General features: G+C 59.8%; 15 protein-coding genes and 1 rRNA gene. 7 read left to right on the top strand and 9 right to left on the bottom strand.

What is annotated here, in order from left to right; genetic code table 11:
- Window positions 1-114 precede the first annotated feature (114 nt).
- The 4 genes from rrf to CLU80_RS08555 all read left to right on the top strand — a co-directional run bounded on the left by rrf (window position 115) and on the right by CLU80_RS08555 (window position 3,945).
- Window positions 115-230, top strand: a 5S ribosomal RNA gene (gene rrf, locus CLU80_RS08570).
- Window positions 231-379: 149 nt separating this feature from the next.
- Window positions 380-1,039: a paraquat-inducible protein A gene (locus CLU80_RS08565; protein WP_099757192.1), complete on the top strand. Its 660-nt coding sequence runs from the start codon at window positions 380-382 to the stop codon at window positions 1,037-1,039.
- Complete coding sequence (locus CLU80_RS08560; RefSeq protein ID WP_093441551.1) at window positions 1,026-1,649, top strand: paraquat-inducible protein A; 624 nt, start codon at window positions 1,026-1,028, stop codon at window positions 1,647-1,649. Before CLU80_RS08565 ends, CLU80_RS08560 begins: the two co-directional genes overlap by 14 nt.
- On the top strand, window positions 1,642-3,945 hold the full coding sequence (locus CLU80_RS08555) for a PqiB family protein (protein ID WP_093441546.1): 2,304 nt from the start codon (window positions 1,642-1,644) through the stop codon (window positions 3,943-3,945). The genes CLU80_RS08560 and CLU80_RS08555 overlap by 8 nt, the downstream gene beginning before the upstream one ends.
- 204 nt (window positions 3,946-4,149) lie before the next feature.
- Here the strand turns inward: CLU80_RS08555 and mksF are convergent, their stop codons facing one another.
- Genes mksF through mksB form a run of 3 tightly spaced genes read right to left on the bottom strand, consistent with a single transcriptional unit; the run spans window position 4,150 to window position 8,955 of the window.
- Window positions 4,150-6,990, bottom strand: a complete 2,841-nt coding sequence (mksF, locus tag CLU80_RS08550) for an Mks condensin complex protein MksF (protein WP_093441541.1) — start codon at window positions 6,988-6,990, stop codon at window positions 4,150-4,152.
- Window positions 6,987-7,688 carry an Mks condensin complex protein MksE gene (gene mksE / locus CLU80_RS08545; protein WP_007912968.1) on the bottom strand — a complete coding sequence of 234 codons (702 nt, stop codon included), beginning with the start codon at window positions 7,686-7,688 and terminating at the stop codon, window positions 6,987-6,989. The genes mksF and mksE overlap by 4 nt, the downstream gene beginning before the upstream one ends.
- A complete protein-coding gene (mksB, locus tag CLU80_RS08540) occupies window positions 7,678-8,955 on the bottom strand; it encodes an Mks condensin complex protein MksB (RefSeq protein ID WP_007912967.1) in 1,278 nt (425 codons plus the stop codon). The genes mksE and mksB overlap by 11 nt, the downstream gene beginning before the upstream one ends.
- A gap of 244 nt (window positions 8,956-9,199) precedes the next feature.
- Between mksB and CLU80_RS08535 the strand changes: the two genes are divergently transcribed.
- A complete protein-coding gene (locus tag CLU80_RS08535; protein WP_099757191.1) occupies window positions 9,200-9,946 on the top strand; it encodes an energy transducer TonB in 747 nt (248 codons plus the stop codon).
- Entirely contained in the window at window positions 9,939-10,391 is a 453-nt protein-coding gene (rimI, locus tag CLU80_RS08530) for a ribosomal protein S18-alanine N-acetyltransferase (RefSeq protein WP_007912963.1), read from the top strand. Before CLU80_RS08535 ends, rimI begins: the two co-directional genes overlap by 8 nt.
- Before the next feature lie 143 nt (window positions 10,392-10,534).
- On the opposite strand, the gene CLU80_RS08525 is transcribed toward rimI, so the two are convergent.
- Window positions 10,535-10,939, bottom strand: a complete 405-nt coding sequence (locus CLU80_RS08525) for a serine kinase/phosphatase (RefSeq protein ID WP_099757190.1) — start codon at window positions 10,937-10,939, stop codon at window positions 10,535-10,537.
- A 141-nt stretch (window positions 10,940-11,080) separates the two neighbouring features.
- Between CLU80_RS08525 and can the strand changes: the two genes are divergently transcribed.
- The gene (gene can / locus CLU80_RS08520; RefSeq protein ID WP_007912954.1) at window positions 11,081-11,725 is read left to right on the top strand and encodes a carbonate dehydratase; all 645 of its coding nucleotides are present in this window, start codon (window positions 11,081-11,083) and stop codon (window positions 11,723-11,725) included.
- An 8-nt stretch (window positions 11,726-11,733) separates the two neighbouring features.
- Here the strand turns inward: can and CLU80_RS08515 are convergent, their stop codons facing one another.
- From CLU80_RS08515 to CLU80_RS08495, 5 genes are all read right to left on the bottom strand, one after another.
- A complete protein-coding gene (locus tag CLU80_RS08515) occupies window positions 11,734-12,258 on the bottom strand; it encodes an SET domain-containing protein-lysine N-methyltransferase (RefSeq protein WP_093441532.1) in 525 nt (174 codons plus the stop codon).
- A gap of 178 nt (window positions 12,259-12,436) precedes the next feature.
- On the bottom strand, window positions 12,437-13,609 hold the full coding sequence (locus tag CLU80_RS08510; RefSeq protein WP_093441527.1) for a hypothetical protein: 1,173 nt from the start codon (window positions 13,607-13,609) through the stop codon (window positions 12,437-12,439).
- A 119-nt stretch (window positions 13,610-13,728) separates the two neighbouring features.
- A complete protein-coding gene (locus tag CLU80_RS08505; RefSeq protein ID WP_099757189.1) occupies window positions 13,729-15,423 on the bottom strand; it encodes an acid phosphatase in 1,695 nt (564 codons plus the stop codon).
- Window positions 15,424-15,520: 97 nt separating this feature from the next.
- Window positions 15,521-17,248, bottom strand: a complete 1,728-nt coding sequence (locus tag CLU80_RS08500) for a J domain-containing protein (RefSeq protein WP_099757188.1) — start codon at window positions 17,246-17,248, stop codon at window positions 15,521-15,523.
- Between the two features lie 11 nt (window positions 17,249-17,259).
- Window positions 17,260-18,957, bottom strand: coding sequence for a molecular chaperone HscC (locus CLU80_RS08495; RefSeq protein ID WP_099757187.1), 1,698 nt, complete (start codon window positions 18,955-18,957; stop codon window positions 17,260-17,262).
- Window positions 18,958-19,122 lie beyond the last annotated feature (165 nt).

Raw genomic sequence — 19,122 nt, 5'->3', positions numbered from 1 at the left:
GCGGTGTGTGAAGACGAAACGAACCGAAAGTTCGATGTTCACAAACGCCGAAAGCTGTCACATACCCAATTTGCTGAAGCGAGACCACAAGGTCACGAGTCAGTACCCGAATTTCTTGACGACCATAGAGCGTTGGAACCACCTGATCCCATCCCGAACTCAGCAGTGAAACGATGCATCGCCGATGGTAGTGTGGGGTTTCCCCATGTGAGAGTAGGTCATCGTCAAGATTAAATTCCGAAACCCCAATTGCGAAAGCAGTTGGGGTTTTGTTTTGCCCGCAGGAAAGTTTTTTACTCGCGACAACGAACAAATTTGCACAGTTATTTTCGAATCAGAACACTAGAATAGCCCCACCTTATTCGGAGCCAGAGCCTTTATGTCAGAGTCGGTTGACGCCCCCGGGCTGTCAGATTTACCGCTGGAAGACTTGGTGGCCTGTCACGAGTGCGACCTGCTGATGCGTAAGCCAACGCTTGCCCATGGCGAGAAAGCGCTCTGCCCACGCTGCGGTTACGAGTTGTATGCCCACCGCCATAACGTGGTGCAGCGCAGCCTCGCCTTGGTGATTGCAGCATTATTGCTGTACATCCCGGCAAACTTTTTACCGATCATGCAACTCAATATCCTCGGACAATCTTCGCAGGATACGGTCTGGAGCGGCGTGCTCGGCCTGTTCAACACCGACATGCAGGGTGTTTCCATTGTCGTATTCCTGTGCAGCATGGCCATACCGCTGCTCAAGTTGCTGTGCCAGTTATTCGTATTGCTGACGATCCATTTCGATATCGGCCGCAGTTACGGCTTGTTGCTCTATCGCATTTACCACCACCTCAAAGACTGGGGAATGCTCGAGGTCTACCTCATGGGCGTACTGGTGGCGATCGTCAAACTGGCTGATATGGCAGCGATCACCGTTGGTCTTGGCCTGGTATGTTTCATTGGTTTGTTGTTGGTACAGGTCTGGCTGGAAGTGGTGATGTCACCGCATCAGATCTGGCAGGCGTTATCAGGAGAGGACGCTCATGCGGGCGATTGATGCGGGCATTCTGGTGTGTACCGAATGCCACGAATTGAACAAGCAAGAAGCCGACACCGACGAGCAAACCTGCACCCGTTGCGGTGCACTGGTTCATGCCCGGCGTCCAAACAGCCTCACCCGCACCTGGGCACTGCTGATCACGGCAGCGATCATCTATATTCCGGCCAACGTCTTACCAATCATGACTGTCAGTTCTTTGGGTCAGGGTGATCCGAGCACTATCATGTCCGGCGTGATCCAGTTGGTGCAGCACGGCATGATTCCGATTGCTGCGGTGGTGTTTATCGCCAGTATTCTGGTGCCGACCTTCAAACTGGTGGGCATCGCGCTGCTGCTGTTTTCGGTGCAACGACGTCAGCCGTTGTCCGCCCGTCAGCGCATCTGGATGTACCGTTTTATCGAGTTTATTGGCCGCTGGTCGATGCTCGATATTTTTGTGATCGCCATTCTCGTGGCGGTCGTCAACTTCGGCCGGCTTGCCAGTGTCGAAGCCAATCTTGGCGCCATCGCCTTCGCCAGTGTGGTGATTCTGACGATGCTCGCCGCAGTAACTTTCGATCCCCGACTGATTTGGGATAACACGGAGTCGGACGACGACCATGACTGATTTGCCCGTAGCGAAAACCCGACCGGCCTCGAACTGGTCTGCCATTTGGGTACTGCCTCTGATCGCGCTGATCATCGGCGGCTGGCTCGGCTGGCGTGCCTACTCCGAAACCGGTATCGAGATCCAGATCCGCTTCGAGAGTGGCGAAGGCATCCAGGCCAACAAGACCGAGGTCATGTACAAAGGCATGTCGGTCGGGAAGGTCAAGGCGCTCAAACTCGACGACGAAGGCAACTCCAAAGGCGTGATCGCCACCGTCGAGATGAACAAAGACGTCGAGCAATACCTCAAGACCAGCACGCGTTTCTGGCTGGTCAAGCCGAGCGTGACCCTGGCCGGCATCACCGGTCTGGAAACCCTGGTCTCCGGTAACTACGTGGCCATCAGCCCTGGCGAAGGCGAACCTGTGCGCAAGTTCAAGGCGCTGGCCGAAGAGCCGCCGCTGTCGGATGCCAAACCCGGCCTGCATCTGACCATCAAGGCCGATCGTCTCGGTTCGCTGAACCGTGGCAGTCCGGTGTTCTACAAACAGATCAAGGTTGGCCAGATCAAAAGCTACGTGCTTTCGGAAGATCAAAGCACCGTTGAGCTGAAAGTCTTCATTGAGCCGACCTACGCCAAACTGGTGCGCAAACACACGCGTTTCTGGAACGCCAGCGGCATCAGCATCGACGCCAACCTGTCCGGGGTGAAAGTGCGCAGCGAATCGCTGGCCAGCATCGTCGCCGGTGGTATCGCCTTCGCCACGCCGGAGAACCGCAAGGACAGCCCGCCGACCGATCCGAGCCTGCCGTTCCGTCTCTACGAAGATTTCGATGCTGCTGCGGCCGGGATCCGGGTGAAGGTCAAACTCAGCGACTTCGAAGGCCTGCAGGCTGGCCGCACGCCAGTCATGTACAAAGGCATTCAGGTCGGCAACCTGAAAGCATTGAAGATCGACCCGGATCTGAACAGCGCCACTGCCGAGCTGACTCTTGATCCGTTGGCCGAAGACTATCTGGTCGATGGCACCCAGTTCTGGGTGGTCAAACCGTCGATTTCTCTGGCCGGTATCACCGGGCTGGAAGCGCTGGTGAAAGGTAACTACATCGCCGTGCGCCCGGGTGACAAGGGCGCTGCGCCGAAACGCGAGTTCGAGGCTCGGCCGAAGGCGCCGCCGCTGGATCTGCGTTCGCCGGGGCTGCACCTGGTGTTGTTCACCGATGTCCTTGGCTCCATCGATGTTGGCAGTCCGATTCTGTACAAGCAGGTCAAGGTCGGTTCGGTGCAGAGCTACCAGTTTTCCAAGACTCGCAAGCAACTGGTCATCGGTGTTCACATCGAGAAGGAATACGAAAACCTGGTCAATGCGTCGACGCGCTTCTGGAATGTCAGCGGCATCACGCTGACCGGCGGACTGACCGGCGGCATTCAAGTGAAGAGCGAATCGCTGCAGACCCTGATGGCCGGTGGCATCGCTTTTGAAACACCGCAGGCCAAGGCGCCGTTGCAGAAGCGTATTCCACGTTTCCGCCTGTTCGCCAACCATGATGAGGCGAATCAGAAAGGCGCGGTGGTGACGATCAAAGTCGATCGCGCTGATGGTCTGCGCAGTGGCACCCCGGTGCGCTTCAAGGGACTGGATGTCGGCAAGATTGAAAGCGTCGATCTGACCGATGATCTGCAATCGGTGATCCTCACGGCGCGGATTACCGAAGTGCCGGAGAAGATCGCCCGGGTCGGCAGCCAATTCTGGGTGGTCAAACCTGAGCTGGGCCTGATCAAGACAGAAAATCTGGAAACCCTGGTGACCGGAAAATACGTGGAAGTGCAACCGGCGGCGAAGAATCTGGGGCCGCAGAAGAACTTCGTGGCCCTGGCCAATGCGCCGGAAGTGACCAAGCAAGAGGCGGGTCTGAGTCTGGTCTTGAGCGCGGCCCGTCGTGGTTCGCTGAAACCGGGTGTGCCAGTGACTTACCGTGAAATTACCGTGGGCAAAGTCACCGGTTATGAACTGGGCCAGACCGCTGATCGAGTGTTGGTGCACATTCTGATCGAGCCGAAATACGCACCGTTGGTGCGCAGCGGTAGCCGTTTCTGGAACACCAGTGGTGTCGGGTTTGATATCGGTTTGTTCAATGGGCTGACAGTGCGCACCGAGTCGCTGGAGACGGCGATTCAGGGTGGCATCGCCTTCGCCACGCCGGACGGTGAGCGCATGGGCAATCCGGCGCGCCCTGAGCAGACGTTCCCGTTGTTCGACAAGTTTGAGGATGAGTGGCTGACGTGGGCGCCGAAGATTTCCCTCGGTAAGTAACCCGAAGTTGATGTGGCGTCTATTAAGACGCCTTCGCGAGCAAGTCGAATCGTCGCACCGTCGCTCCCACATTTGGAATGCGTTTCATGTGGGAGCGAGCTTGCTCGCGAAGAGGCCCTTTAATTCAACACAAACCCCAAACCATAAAAAAGGGCCGCGATCCCAGCAGATCGCGGCCCTTTTTTTGCCTTCAGTTAATGCCGATCAAACCGCATCCAGCTCCGGTTCATCCGCTTCAACATTCAGCGTTGCCTTGACCACATCATGGCGACGGATGTACTTCCAGTCCGCCTCATCGATGTAGATGCCCGCCGGGCCGCTGCCGCCTTCCAGGTCGATCGCGACACTGGCGCAGACCTGCGGCTTCACACTCGCCAGAATCGGCACGAAACCCAGTTGCAGACTGGTTTCCAGCAGCGCAGCCTGGTTCTTCTCGTCGATATCCGCTGCTTCATCAAGGTAGTACGGCAGACGTACGCGACCGGCCTGATCGCGGTCCATCAAGTGCAGCAACAAGTACATGTTGGTCAGCGCTTTGATGGTCATGGTCGTGCCGTTGGACGCCGCGCCATCGATGTCGGTGTGGATCACTGGCTGGCCGTTGACCTTGGTGATCTCGAAGGCCAGTTCGAACAAGTCCTTGAGGCCGAGCTGGTTGTGGTTTGCCGCCACCAGCCGTGCCAGGTATTCCTTGGCCTCTTCGTTCTTGTTGTCCTGCTCGGCGCTTTGGCTCAGATCGAACACCGACAGGGTTTCGCCTTCTTCGTACTGACCGGCGCTGTGGATGATCTGGTCGATGTGCTTGAGCGCTTCCTTGTTCGGCGCAAGGACGATGCGGAAGCTCTGCAGGTTGGACACCTGACGCTTGTTGATCTCGCGGTTGAACAGCGCCAGTTGATGCTCGAGGCTGTCGTAGTCGCTGCGAATGTTGCGCAGGGTCCGGGCGATGTCGGTGACCGCCGCGCGACGGGCCTTGCCCAGGGTCAGCGCCTCATCGGTACGGTGCGCGTAAGCGTTGATCAGCAGCGACAGACGGCGCTCCATGTCGTCTTCGCTGTCGAACTTGGCCACGCCTTTCAGACGCACTTGCGCGTACAGCGCTTCGATCTGACCATCGGCGCGAAGCAAGCCTTGCCAGCTGTCCTGATAGTCGTTGAGCAGCGGCAACAGGTTGTCCATCGAATCATCGACCGGATCCATGAACGGCGTACCGAACGGCAGATCCGCCGGTAGCAGCTGACGACGGCGCAGCGCATCGTCGAGGGTGCGTTGCTTGGCTTCCATGTCAGCGATCTGGCGGCCGACCAGTTGCAGCTTGGCCGACAGTTGCTGGACGCGCTCGGTGAACGCATCGCTGGAACGCTTGAGTTCGTCCTGGGCGCCTTCCATCTGCGCCAGTTGCTCGAGCTTGTCGCCTTCCTCGGCACTCAGAGTCTGGGTGCGGCGGAAATCTTCCAGCGCCTTCTGCGCGTCCAGCACTTGCTGGTACAGCGCTTCGGTCTGGGTTTTGCTCGCGGCGCGGTCGGCGGCTACAGCCTGTTGAGTCTTGAGTTGCTTGAGCTCTTTTTCCAGACGCTCTTTCTGATCGCGCAGCGCGGCACGGTCAGCCAAGGCTTGCAGCGCCGGCGGCTCGATGTGCGAGATGTCGATCGACAGGCCAGGCACTTCAAAACGCTCGCCCTTGAAGCCGTCGAGAATCAGCTCAACCGATTTGACCCACTCGCCATCGTCGTCGAGGGTAATGCCGTGTTCGCCCAGCGGCAGACTGAACAGCGCGCTGTTGAACAGGCGCATCAAACGCTCGACGTCCTGCTGCGAGAACTCTTCGCGCAGACGGGCGTAGCTGTTGTTGTCGGCGTGATCGAGTTGTTGCTTCACCGACTTCAGGCGTTTTTCCAGATCGCGCACGCGCTCTTCCAGATCTTCAGCACTGAACTGGCGCGATTGCGCCAGAGCACCGGCCAATTCGTCATGCGCGTCTTTGGCCGCGAGCAATTGTTGCTCGAGCACTTTGACGTCATCTACCAGCGCGAAGCGATTCTTCAGTACCGACAATTCGCCGAGCCAGCGCTGGATGCCGGAAATCTCCCGCTCCAGACGCATCAACTCCTGAGTGCCGCCGCGCTGATCGTTTTGCAGGCTGTCCTGCTCGCCACGGTAGTGGTCAGCCTGAATGGTCAGTTCTTCTTTGCGCGCACTGGCGTAGTCCGACCAGGTGCCGAGCAACGAATCGAGCAGCGGCGATAGGCGATGCAGTTTGCCGCGCAGCACGTCGCGCTGTTTCACGCCGTTGGCCAAGGCCTCAACCAGCGGGCCAGCGGCGACCAGCGAGTTGTAGTCCTGTTCCATCCGGCGCACGTCGCGGAAAGCTTCTTCGCACGCGGCGATGTAATCGACGCTGCCGGAACGCAGGCTGTGTTCGAAGGCGTCGAGGAACAACTGCTTCAACTTGGCCGCAGTGATTTCGCGCATGTGCAGCAGGTTGATGAACAGCGCGCGGAAGGTCTTCAGGCTCTGCTCGCTGGTGGAGCGCAGCGGGATCAGCGTCAGGTCGAGCGGGATCGACGTGTGACCGCCAACCAGCAAACGACGCAGTTCGTCCGGCTTGAGTTCGTAGGCTTTCAGGCCTTCTTTCTCAAGGTTGCTGAACAGCTCTTTCTGGCGCAGGCAGGTGTCGTTCTTCTGGTAATGCGCCAGATCGAGTTTGCCGGCATAGGCAAAGAACTGGTGACCGAAACCACCGCCCGGGCCACGACCGACCACGCCGATCACGTGCGGACCGTGCGGCAGGTTCACTTCGACAAGGATGTAGCTGGTGTCGGAAGCGAAGTAGAAGCGCCGCGATTGTTCGAGGCTGTACTTGCCGAAACTCATGTCCGACATGCGCGCCAGAATCGGGAATTGCAGGGCGTTGATCGACGCCGATTTACCGAGGTTGTTCGCGCCGTAAACCGACAGCGGTTCTTCCAGCGGGAACAGGCCGAGGCTGTAACCGGCGGTGTTCAAAAGGGCAAAGCGGCGGATGCCGTAGCGTTCCTGGCTCATGCGTCGGACTCCTGTTCTTCGGCAATGGCGCGGGCCAGTGCGTCTTCTTCGCTTTCCTCTTCAAACTCTGAAAGATCGAGCGGATCGTCGGTTTCGAGGAATTTGGCTTCCGCCGCTTCGTCGATCAGCACCGGTGCCGGCAGCGGCAATACGCTGTGCACGCTGGCCGCCAGATCGCGGTCCTGCTGTACCGACAGGCACACGTCGAGGAAACGGTGCATTGGCGGCAGGAAGCGATAAACGCCGTTTTCTTCGCTGGCAAAACCGAGTTGAGTCATGCGGCGCATGATCTTTTCTTCGAGCTCTTCAACGGTCTGCACCTCGGCCTGAATGAACAGGTCGCGGTACTTCTCCAGCAGCGATGGCAGTTCTTCACGGCCGAGGCTGCCGCCATCGAGCACGGCGATCGGATCGCGGCCCTGATCGGCCAGATGCTCGACGAGGATAAAGGTGAACAGCGCCAGACGCTGCGCAGTCTTGTTTACCGCCGCAGCGGCCATGTCCGGCACAAAGTAGTAGAAACCACGGGTGTCGCAGACCAGTTCAAAACCCAGCGCCTTGAACAGCGTGCGGTACTGATCCTGGAAGTTCGACAGTTGCGCGTACAGCTCCGGATCGCGGCGGCTGACGTGGTAACCCTTGAACAGCTCGCGGAAGATCGGCGCGAGTTGCGACAGTTCGGAAAGATCAAGATGCATTGGGGATGCTCGCAGAATTCTCGGCGGCGCTGTCGCTGGCCGAGAGCAGGGCGAAGGAGCGCAGGCTGACCTGGTGCTCGTGAGTGTGGTATTCGCGGCGTTCCAGACGCTCGCGCTTGAAGCGTTTTTCCCGCGACAGGCGCGAGAACCAGTAGAGCAATTCGTCGGTGGCGCCGTCCGGTTCCTGCTCGAGCAGCCAGGTCATCAGATCCGGCATCGGCAAGGCTTCTTCGCAGCGGTCGACCATCTCGCGCACGGTGCGGGGCGCGCGTGGGGCTTCGCCTTTCTGGGTCTTGTGCGCCTTGGGGAAACGCGCCGGTTTTGGCTCGAAACGCGCCAACGCATAGACGTAGGCTTCGACCTGACTGGCGCTGCCGAGGAAGGTGCTTTGCGGGCGGGTGAACAGCGGCATCGCGGCTTGCGGCACGGCGTCGATGCCTTTACGGCGAATCGCTGCCAGGGCTAACGCGGCACCACGGGTCACCGCGTTGTGCCGGCGCGCTTCTTCACGCAGCGGCAGCAGCAGTTCGCGGGCGTGACGCAACGTCAGTTGGGCGCTGGTCTGCATCTCGAGGATGCGTGCGTGGGTGCGCAGCAGCATGTCGTCATCGACCAGATGGCCGAGACGCTGCTGTTCGCTGAGCATCTTCAGCAATACGGTTTCGACTTTGCGCACGCCTTGTTCGAAGGCGCCGTCGGCGTTCACCAGATCGATCATCGGCTCGACGTATTCGTCCCACGTTGCCAACACTTCGGCATAACGCTGACGCAATGGAATCTGCCGGTCGCTGGTCTTCGCGCGCTCGGCGACGGCGACCAGCGCCTGTTCGTCGTTGTCGAGCTTCTTCAGTACGTCGCGCACGCGCATGTCGAGCAGGCGCAACTGGCGGGCGAGGTCGTGGCCATCGCGGACTTCGAATGCGTCCTGGATGTAACCGGCCAGACGTTCGAGGTGACGCAAATAGGCTTCGATTTCCAGGCACAGGCCCAGTCGGTGCTCGCGACGCAGATAAGCGAGGAAATCGTGGATCTGTGCGTTCAGCTCGAAACGGTTCGGGCTTTTCGCCACCGGAATCAGGATATCGAGGCGAATCCACACGTCGAGCAGGCTGGTGATGTCCTGCGGCGTGCTGTCCAGTTGTTGGGCGGCCAGTTGCGAGCGCAGTTCGTTGAGGCTCAATGTGCCTTGGTCGAAGTGCTCACACAGTGGCTCAAGCAGTGCCCAGTGTTCAGCGAGGGCGCGCAAGACGCGCTTGGGTTCGATCATCGGAATGCCCGGCTGGTTGGCAATGAAAAGCGGCGATTGTACTGCATCACGAAGGATGCGATTCACTCTCGGGACGGGCTGTCGCATTCTTTGTATAAAGAGCGTGGGTAAAGCGCCTCGTGAAAGAGTATCGATCTACAACGGGCGATCTTGAACGAAGGGCGGTAGAATCAGCGCACTTCAGTTATCCACAAGTGGCCGACCCTTGCTAATCGAGTCCCGCCGCCGCGCCTATTTGAACGCCATGCAGGTGGTCAACTGGCTGCCGCGCACCGAATTGCCCTTCGCCGCACCGTCGCGGCCCGAGCTGCTGGACATGCCCGAGCCCGAGGTAGAGGCGCCGGTCGTGCTTGCTCCGCAGGCCGAAGCCCCGGCAGCACCGGCTGCGCGTCCGAGTGAGCGGCCGAAGATCGAGGTGCCGCGTCCTTCGCTGGCCAGCACACGAACCAACGCCAAACCGGTAGAAGAGGCCGACGACACGCCAGTCGTCGCCAAACCGGCACCGGTGCCACCACCGCGTTTCGCCCTGCAATTACTGCGCGCCGGGCGATGCCTGCTGCTGGTCGAGTTACCCACAGGCGAACCGTTCCAGAGCCGTGATCCCGCCTATTTGCTGCTGAAAGACATGCTGCGCGCCGCCGGTCTGCCGGATGCGCCGCAAATCGTCGGTGAGCCGGTGCGCTGGCCGTGGCTCAATCGCGGCACCATGGATCAAGGCCCGGAGGCGGCGCGTGATTTCGTTCAGGGTTTCCTTTCCGTGCAAATGGAAGCCGCACCCTGCGCCTGTCTGTGGCTGATCGGCTTGCCGGCGGTGCGTTTTGCCGGTGAAGCGGATGCCGAAGCGTTCAATCGTGAATTGCAGATCGAAGGTCTGCGCTCGGCCTGGGCCATTCCCGGTCTGGAATTGTTAATGGAAGAGCCACAGCGCAAGGCCGCTGTGTGGCAAGCCATGCGTCGGCTGATGGCGCGCTGGATAGAATCGAATGAGTGACGCTGTATCGTTCCGCCCGATGACAGAGGCGGATCTGGAAACCGTGCTGAAAATCGAGTACGCCGCGTACAGCCATCCGTGGACCCGGGGGATTTTTCTCGACGGCCTGGGTAAATACCAGATCTGGCTGATGTTCGAAGGTGAGCAACAGGTTGGCCACGGGGTGGTGCAGATCATTCTGGATGAGGCGCATCTGCTCAACATTACCGTCAAACCGGAAAATCAGGGGCGCGGGCTGGGGCTGACGTTGCTCGAGCATCTGATGTCGCGGGCCTATGCGGCTTCGGCGCGGGAATGTTTTCTGGAAGTGCGTGACAGCAATACGGGGGCGTTCAAGTTGTATGAACGTTATGGCTTCAACGAGATTGGCCGGCGTCGGGATTATTATCCGGCGGTGGGTGGGCGCGAAGATGCTGTGGTCATGGCCTGCACCCTGGTTGACTGATCCTGCTTAAAAGCTTCGTCGGAACGCCCCCCGGAGCAAGCTCGCTCCCACAGTGGATTTGATTCGCACACAAATTTTGTGATCAAACCAAAAACCTGTGGGAGCGAGCTTGCTCGCGAAGACGTCCTCTCAGGCACTGATGATCAACGGTTGCCATCCAGCGGATCGCGCCGCGCCAGTTCCGCCTCATCCAGCCCGTTGCCTCCGCCAATGTCATCTTCATCGACGATGCTCAAGTCCCAATCGGCCTGATTGCCTTCCCCGGCCTCTTCGGCGTCCCGCGCGCCATCTTCATGGATCAGCGTTTCCGGGCTCAGGTCATCGTCAGTCGGCTCATGATCACTGACCGAAGCCCCGGTCATGCCCGCCTCTCGTACACGCTCACGGGGCATCAACTGTTCACGTTCACGCTCGGGGATTTCATCACCGATTTTCGCACTGGGTTCGTCTTCGTCGAAATCCAGCTCATGCACCGAACCCATGCGGTCTTCGTTATCATCGATGGGCTCTGGTTGCACCGCATCGTAAGGGCGTTGTGAATCAGTCATGGCAATTCCTCATACTGTGGGCCTTACTTAGGTGGACTCACCGGGCACACGAGAATTCCAATGAAATCACTTGCGGTGACGGCGTGACCCCGACGGGCGGTCGTCTGTCAAAGCAGCGCATCTTTCTTGAGGCCTTACAGCATGCACGACTTACAAGACCTGATTGATAACAACGAGCGTTGGGCTGACGCGATCACCAAGGAAGACCCGGATTTCTTCGCCAAGCTGGCGCGCCAGCAAACGCCGGAATATCTGTGGATCGGCTGTTCCGACGCACGTGTGCCGGCCAACGAGATCGTCGGCATGCTGCCGGGTGATCTGTTTGTGCACCGCAACGTCGCCAACGTGGTGCTGCACACCGACCTCAATTGCCTGTCGGTGATCCAGTACGCGGTCGACGTGCTCAAGGTTAAACACATTCTCGTCACCGGCCACTACGGCTGCGGCGGTGTGCGCGCGTCGATGCAGGACCGTCAGTTCGGTCTGATCGACGGCTGGCTGCGTTCGATCCGCGATCTGTACTACGAAAAACGTGAAGAACTGGCCAAGTTGCCGACTGAAGAAGAGCAGGTTGATCGCATGTGCGAACTCAACGTGATCCAGCAAGTGGCCAACGTCGCCCACACCAGCATCATCCAGAACGCCTGGCATCGCGGGCAGAGCCTGTCGATCCACGGTTGCATCTACGGCATCAAGGACGGTCGCTGGAAAAGCCTGAACACCACCATCAGTGGTTTCGAGCAATTGCCGCCGCAATACCGTTTGCGTCCGGTTGGCGCGTTGTAAACGGCCTTTCAGCGCAAACCCGAGTGCCGCCAGCGCTGTAAAAAGTGCTGGCCCTCGATGCTGGGCGGTTCGTCGTAACCGGTGATCCACCCTCGACAGCGTTTGGCTCCGCAGCCGCAGGCAAACTGATGCAGCAGTTTGTCTTCGGTGGCGGCGTAGTCCATGGTCAGCCGCTCCCCCCTGTGGATATCTTTCAACGCCCACAACCACAGCTCGCTCATGTCGAGAAACACGTTGGGGTCGCAGGCGTGTTCGATCAAACCGCAAAAGCGCGGATCGTAAATGTGGATGCCCGTCAGCATCTGTCGGGTCTGTCGGCAGCGATAGGGCAGAAGTTGCCCTGACACCCGGCACATCCGATGGCTTTGCAGAAACTCACGCCGCGCCGCGACCCCCATAGGGCTGGCGTGCGCATCGTGGATGATTTCGAAATCGGTACTGGCGGGAAATCCCAGTCGCACGGGAAGACCGGCGAAGGGATAAATGCCCTCTGTGTCGCGTGGCGACGATTGCGCCATGGCGTGGATATTCATAACAGTCCTTGTCGCAAGGTTTCGCGACTTCCTGGGTTGACGTCCTGTCAGTGCTGCAACACTTCTGTTTGGATCCAATCTTGTCGTATTAGGTATAGCTGGTCTACTGTCAGATCTGACAGGCGAGTTAGACGCTTTCCCGCGTCAGCATTGGCTGACACGGGAGCGCTTCAAGCGATTACAGGTGCGGGGCGGGAACGGCGGTGGCAGGCAGCGGTGCCTGCAACTGCTTCAGTTGTGCCTTGATCGGAGTGGTCGCGCACTTGGCGACAGCCTGTTCCGGGGTCAGGTTGCGGATCGAGGTGTAGAACAACTCGCAGGTTTTGACCTTCTGCGTCACCTGCCACGTCTGCGTGCAACTGTTGAGCGTGGCCTGTGCATCGCTGCCTGGTTTGCTGCCCATGCCCGCCTGCCAGCAGGCCGCGCTCAAATCCTGGCCCATGACTTTCAGGCCCGCAGCATCAGCCTTGGCCTGTGCGTCGTCGCCGGTGTAGCTTTTCGGGTCAGCGGCGTACCAGATATAACTCGGGTGGTTGGAACCCAGCACCGGCACTTTCACGCCTTCGCTCGGGCTGATCGTCGCCAGGCCCAAGACATTCACGGTTGGCCCGTATTGCTGCTTGATCCAGTTACGCACCGGCGCGCCGAACGCGACCATCGGCAGCGTCGTGCCGCTGGCGGTCTGGCTGAACTGTTTGACCAGGGTGGTCTGGTAGTCCTTGAAGTAGTCATACACGCCTTCCAGATCACTGCCAGCATTGGACGGCGCAGCGATCGGGGCGATATCGATGATGGTTTGATAGGCCGGCGTCTGCTCGGCAGGAATGCCATTGTCAGTCAGCAGCGTCGCCCAACGATCGGTGGTGTTCGAACGCAAATAGTCCTGCGCTTGGGTCAGCGAGTAATCCGGCGGGAAGTGCAGCAACTCGACACTTTTACGGTTTTCCAAAGCCATGCCCAGCGGCAGGAACAGGTACCAGCTGTAGGCCCATTTACCGTCGGCGTTGAGTTTGCTGGCGCCGGTGTAGGCCAGATCTCCCGCGTCCAACAGCGCCGACAGCGGTTTGTCGTAATCCTTTGGCACGCCGGTGATCTCGGCGTAGAGCTGGCCGTTATCGGTTTTTACCAACACCTTGGCATCGGCATAACCATCGCGTTGCACGCTCTGGCTCAGGTAATGGGCGACGGTCTGTTCCAGCGTCCAGTTGCGGAAGCAGATTACGCTGCAATTGTTGGGGTAAGCGAACAGGCGGGTAACGCGTTCGGTGCTGCCCAGTTTCAGATCGACATCGGCGTGGGCGGCCGCGCTCAGCGTCAGCGCGGCAAGTGTGAGTCCTGCGAGTTTGAACATGCTCAGATCCTTTTCAGCGTGGGTTCCCCGCGTGTCGGGGGCGCCTCATAGTGGATCAGCCGCGTTTGACAGAGAAGCTGTCATCCGCAGATTTTTGCGCAAACTCGCTGGGCTGGGTTTCAGGCCGGAAAATGCAGGGCGTTGGTCAAATCGCCCATGGGTTGCTGGCCCCGGGCAACCATCGCCTCGTCACGTTGTTTGAGACCGTCGAGCGTTTCCAACTGGAAGACACGGGTGATCAACCGCAGGATCGATGCCGTGTCGTAGACCGTATGATCCACAGTGCCCCTGCGTGCAAACGGCGACACTACCAGCGCCGGCACTCGCGAGCCCGGCCCCCAGCGGTCGCCCTTGGGCGGCGCGACGTGATCCCACCAGCCGCCGTTCTCGTCGACCGTGACGATCACCACCATGTTTTGCCACTGTGGACTTTCACGCAACACCTTCAGCGCACGCACGATGTGCCGATCCCCGGACGCCACGTCGGCATAACCGGCGTGCATGTTCAGGTTGCCTTGCGGTTTGTAGAAGCTCACTGCCGGCAACTTGCCCGCTTCGGCATCGGCGAAGAATTTGTTGCTGCTCGACTCATCGCCCAGGCCAGCATCGCGCAGGCGTTTATTGCGCTCGTCGGGGTTCTCCGGGCCTTGTTGCTTGAAGTAGTTGAACGGCTGATGGTGATACTGGAAGTTGGGGATTTTCGGAATGCCGCCGGAATCCTTGTATTGCTCCAGCGTCGCCTGCCACGCGCCGGCATACCACGCCCAGTCAATGTGCTTTTTCGACAGCTTGTCGCCGATGTGTTCGTGGGTCTGCGGCACCATCACGTTGGGCAGATCCGCTTTTGAATACGCCGGGCGTTCAGGGTCGCGAATCCACGTCGGCCAGTAGGGTGGGGCGAGGGTGTTGACGCCGAAGCCATCCGGGGTCAGTGCACTTGGGCCGAACTGCGGCGGGCCGGTCATGGCGCTGGCCGGCGATTGCTCCAGCGGCTTGAGGCGCGGGTCGCTCGGATCATTGCTTTGCAGCGCGGCGATCTGCGATTTGGCCACCGAATTGGCCGCGTCAGGATAGAACGGCGCGGTGGCGCTGATCAGGTATTGGTGGTTGAGGAACGAGCCTCCGAAGGCGCCCTGGAAGAAGTTGTCGCACAGCACGAATTCCTGCGCGACATCCCACAGGCGCAGGGAATAGCGGCTCTGGGCGTAGTGGCCCATGGTCAAGCCGCCGGAGTCGGCCCAGGCGACGAAGCCATCGTTCTTGCCGCCATTGATCTGCATTTGGTTTTGATAGAACACGTGCCACAAGTCGCGGGTCACCAGGCCGAACGGCAAGTCCTCCCCGTTCGGGCCTTTGAGGGCGAACGGTGCGTTGGGCAGGTTTTCCTGAAACTGCGTGGCGTTGGGGTAAGTCACGCCATCAAGGGTTTGCGGGCCGATCTGCAGCACACCGCCCCAGACCGTAGGCAGGGTTTGCAGCAGCGAGCCGTCGCGATCACGTTGTTGATAGTCGCCGGGCTTGAGCGCGGCCAGCGGCTTTTCGACTCCGGGGAAATCACCGAACAGGTTATTGAAACTGCGGTTCTCGGCGTAGATCACCACTACGGTTTTCACTTGGTCGCGCAGGGCTTTGTCCAGCTCGGCGGGCGTCAGCGGGCGTTCGGTCGGTTTGCCCGGTTGATCGCTGGCGCTGCCACACCCGGCCAGCGTGGCACCGACACCGAGCACCGCGACGCCGCCGAGAAAGCGGCGGCGACTGGTGTCGGTGGGGTGATTGGATTCAGGTGCGTCAGTGCCGTCTGTTTCATCTTTCATCGGTCAGCCCGCTTGCTTAATTGTTTCAGTATGTTTCGGGCGGACGCTAGCAAGGCAATATGACGGTTGGGTGACAGAGCGTTTTGTCGTTGCGCTCCTAGCCGGGCATGAGCTGGGTGAGCGAATAGCCGAGCCTGCTCGCCGCTGTTACGGCGGTCATGACCACCAGAAACAGCAATTGCAGCGGACTGAAGTGCGCCCAATGCAATGCGGTCAGCCAAGGGTGGCGGCTGCTCAGTTCTGGATCGAGCGAACCGATACGGCGTTTGTGCACCAGCCCGATCAGGAGCGTGCCGACATAAGTGAGCGCGCCCAGCGGCCCGAGCATCAGCGAAAACAACAGCAGCATCACCACCTGCGGAACCCCGTGGCGTATCACCAGCCAGCGCGTGTCAGGGTTCCATTTGCGCGGAATCAGTCCCTCGGTGAGCCACAGATCCGGCACGATCACGTGGGCCGTGAGCACCACCCACCAACTCAATGCAAAGCGAAAAAACCATACCGGTACGCAGGCAAAGATCATCGGAATGAAGATGAGATTGGCGGCATCCCTTTTCTCAATACCCAGATAGAACAGGCACAGCGCCAAGGCAATTGCCGCCCATACCCGTACCCAGGTCTCGGCGGCGATGGGCCGTGGAAAGAACCGTCGCCAGTAAAAAACATCGGCATAGGGCAAACGTGCGAGCAGCTCGGGGAAGCGCCAAGCAAGCTTTTCCGACAAGTCATGGCAGGCCTGCCATTCATTCTGGCCAAAGCCATCAATGATCTTCTTCTGCTGCAGGGGCTTGAGCGGATTGATCAACAGATGCGCGGCCTGAACGTCGGCCGCCCACGTGCGGTCACTTTCCGCCTTGCCCCGCAGATTGTCATAGAAGCTTTCCTGATCGCAGCGTTCGATCAGTCTGTCCCAGAGCCAGTCCGGTTGCGGGTGCAGGCCTTTGTTGTGATCCCAGCCGAACAGTTGGCCGATGCGGTCGAACAGCGGCACGCTCCACTCGCTGTCATTGAGCAAGTGCAGCAGGGTTTGCTGCCATTGTTCGCGGCGATCGAAAACCTGCAGCCACGGTTGGGCGCTGTAGCGTTTGAGCACGTTGAGGAATTCGCGCTCGCTCTGGCTTTCCAGCAGCGCTTGCAGGGTGTTTCGGTAATCGGCCATCAGGCTCTCGGCGAGCCCGTCACGCTGACGATCATTCATCAGCACGTCTTGCCACGGCCCCAACCATCCCAGTTGCTCGACGGCCCAGTGCAGCACTGGGCTGCGCAGATGTGGCTGGTCAAAACACCGTTGCAGCAACAGCCTTTCGAACGCCTCGGCGCAGCCTTGCTGTTGCGCCTGATCCCAACGCTCGTCGAGGTTGTCTGGCGACAGGCCTTCGAGCAGTTGCTGTGCGGCTTGCGTTTCAAGCACATACGCTTCTGTGTCCGGGGCCGCCGTCAGAGGCTCGACAGGCAAAGCATCATCCTTCGCCGGCGGCGCAAAAGGCTCCGGGGCTGCCGGGTTGACGGGCGGAATGTCGAGATCGGCAAAATCCCACGCGGTGTTTTGCGGGTGGCTGCGGTTGTTTGCCAGCGCAGCATCGAGAGCCAGTGCGGCAAAGGCGCTGGAAGCCGTGGCCACGGCGACGTCGTCTTCGTCCGCAGGCTCAGCGTTTTCAAGGCGCCACCGGGCAATCGCCAACGCTTGTTCGTAGGCTTCGCGCAAACGCTGGAAACCCTCGGCATCCTCATCGGGGCGGAAGGTTTTCAGCAGACGCGCATAGGCGCGTTTAATGTCGCGCGCTTCAGCGTCATCGTGCAGGTGCAGCACCGACCAGCAATCCATGGTCAGGCTCCTTATTGCCACGGGGTGCGGTCAAGTTCGCTCAGGCGTCGGCTCAAGTCGGTGCGCACTTCGCGGATCTGGCGCTCGTCCTGAGAGTCGAGGGCTATCTGGAATTGCTTGGCCCAATCGCCCATCAGATCACGCATATCGCCCAGGCTTTCCTGATAGAGGCGCTCCAGACGTGCAGTCAACAGCGTGTTGACCTGCTGCTCGCGCGGATGAATTTTCAGCTGTGCCAGGTTCTGCAGGCGTTGCTGGATTTCCTCCGGCGAGAGCACGCCGGGGTTGTTCTCGATCACCAGCGAATGCTGTTGCCCAGTCAGGGGGATTTTCACCTGGGCTTCAAGCAGGCCGTTGTTGTCGTAGGTGAAACGCACATCGAGAGCGACTTCGCCGGCCTTGCGTTTCGGCACCTTGATGTCCAGTTCGCCGAGTGCCACGTTGTCTTTGACCAGGCGGCTTTCGCCCTGAAAGATGCGCACGACCACCTGTTCCTGATTGTCGTGCAGGGTGTACACGGTTTTCACCCGACTGACCGGGACGATGCTGTTGCGCTCGATGATCGGCAGGTAGTGGCCGCTCTCATAGTTACGGCCGACTTGTGTGGAGGTCTCGATGCCCAGGGTGTAGGAGCAGACATCGGTCAGCACCACCTCTTCCAGCGCTGCAGCGCGAGCCTTGAGTGCCGCTTGAATCGCCGCGCCCTGTGCCACGACCTGATCCGGGTCGAGGGTGATCGACGGGAAGCGGCCGAACAGCCCGGCAGCGAGTTTGCGCACCAGCGGCATGCGCGTGGTGCCGCCGACCAACAGAATTTCGTCCAGATCGCTGACGCGGATGCGCGCATCGCGCAGCGCCCGCTCAATCGGCGCACGTAGGCGTTCGAGCAGCGGCATGTACAGCGTTGCCAACTGTTGTTGGGTGATGGTGTGCGTCCACTGCCGCTCACCGAGTTGCAAGCGGAATTCGGCGCTGTCGTCCTGGCCCAGCGCCTTGCGCACGCGCTCGGCCTCGCGACGCAGCGGCTGGATGACGCTGCTGCGCTCAGGGAAGTCGGCGGCCGAGCGGTGCTGGCTGATGAAGTGCTCCAGCAGCACCGTGTCGAAGTCTTCGCCACCGAGGAAGTTGTCACCGGCGCTGGCGCGTACCTCCATCACCCCTTCAAACAGCTCCAGAATCGATACGTCGAACGTGCCGCCACCGAGGTCGAAGACCAGGAACGAAGTTTCCTTGTCGCGTTGGTGCAGTCCATAGGCGAGGGCGGCAGCGGTCGGCTCGTTGATCAGCTTCTCGACCTTCAGCCCGGCCAGTTCGCCGGCGATGCGCGTGGCTTTGCGTTGAGCGTCGCTGAAGTAGGCCGGTACGCTGATCACGGCTTCGGTGACGGTTTTGCCATAGGCGCGTTCAACGTCTTCTTTCAGACTCTTGAGCACCAGCGCGGACAGCTCTTCGGGGCGAAACGCCTTGTCGGCCAGATACGTTTGCGTGGCGCTGCCCATGTGGCGCTTGAACAGCGACGCGGTCAGGCGCGGATGCGTGTGCAGACGCTCGCGCGCCGCCTGACCCACCAGAATCCGGCCCTGATCATCCAGGCCGACAACGCTCGGTGTCAGGAACTGACCCAGGGCATTGGGCACCAACTCGGTGGCATCGCCACGCCAGACGGCGACCAGGCTGTTGGTGGTTCCCAGGTCAATCCCTACGATCATTGCAACGAACTCCCTTTGCGCTTGGTAAAAAATGGAAACATTTATGGGCGCGCAGAATATTACCGAGGGAGCGATGCGGTAAAGCAGGATGATGGCTCTGAGCCATTATTTGCGACAGGCAGCCCGACACAGAGCTGTTTCAGGAGAAAAGTGTGGGGCGCGGCC

It is taken from the genome of Pseudomonas sp. 29 (genome assembly GCF_002754355.1).
In the GTDB taxonomy this organism is placed as follows: Bacteria; Pseudomonadota; Gammaproteobacteria; order Pseudomonadales; family Pseudomonadaceae; genus Aquipseudomonas; species Aquipseudomonas neuropathica.
The sequence above is the reverse complement of the archived record's forward strand: the minus strand, read 5'-3'. Positions and strand labels throughout refer to the sequence as shown.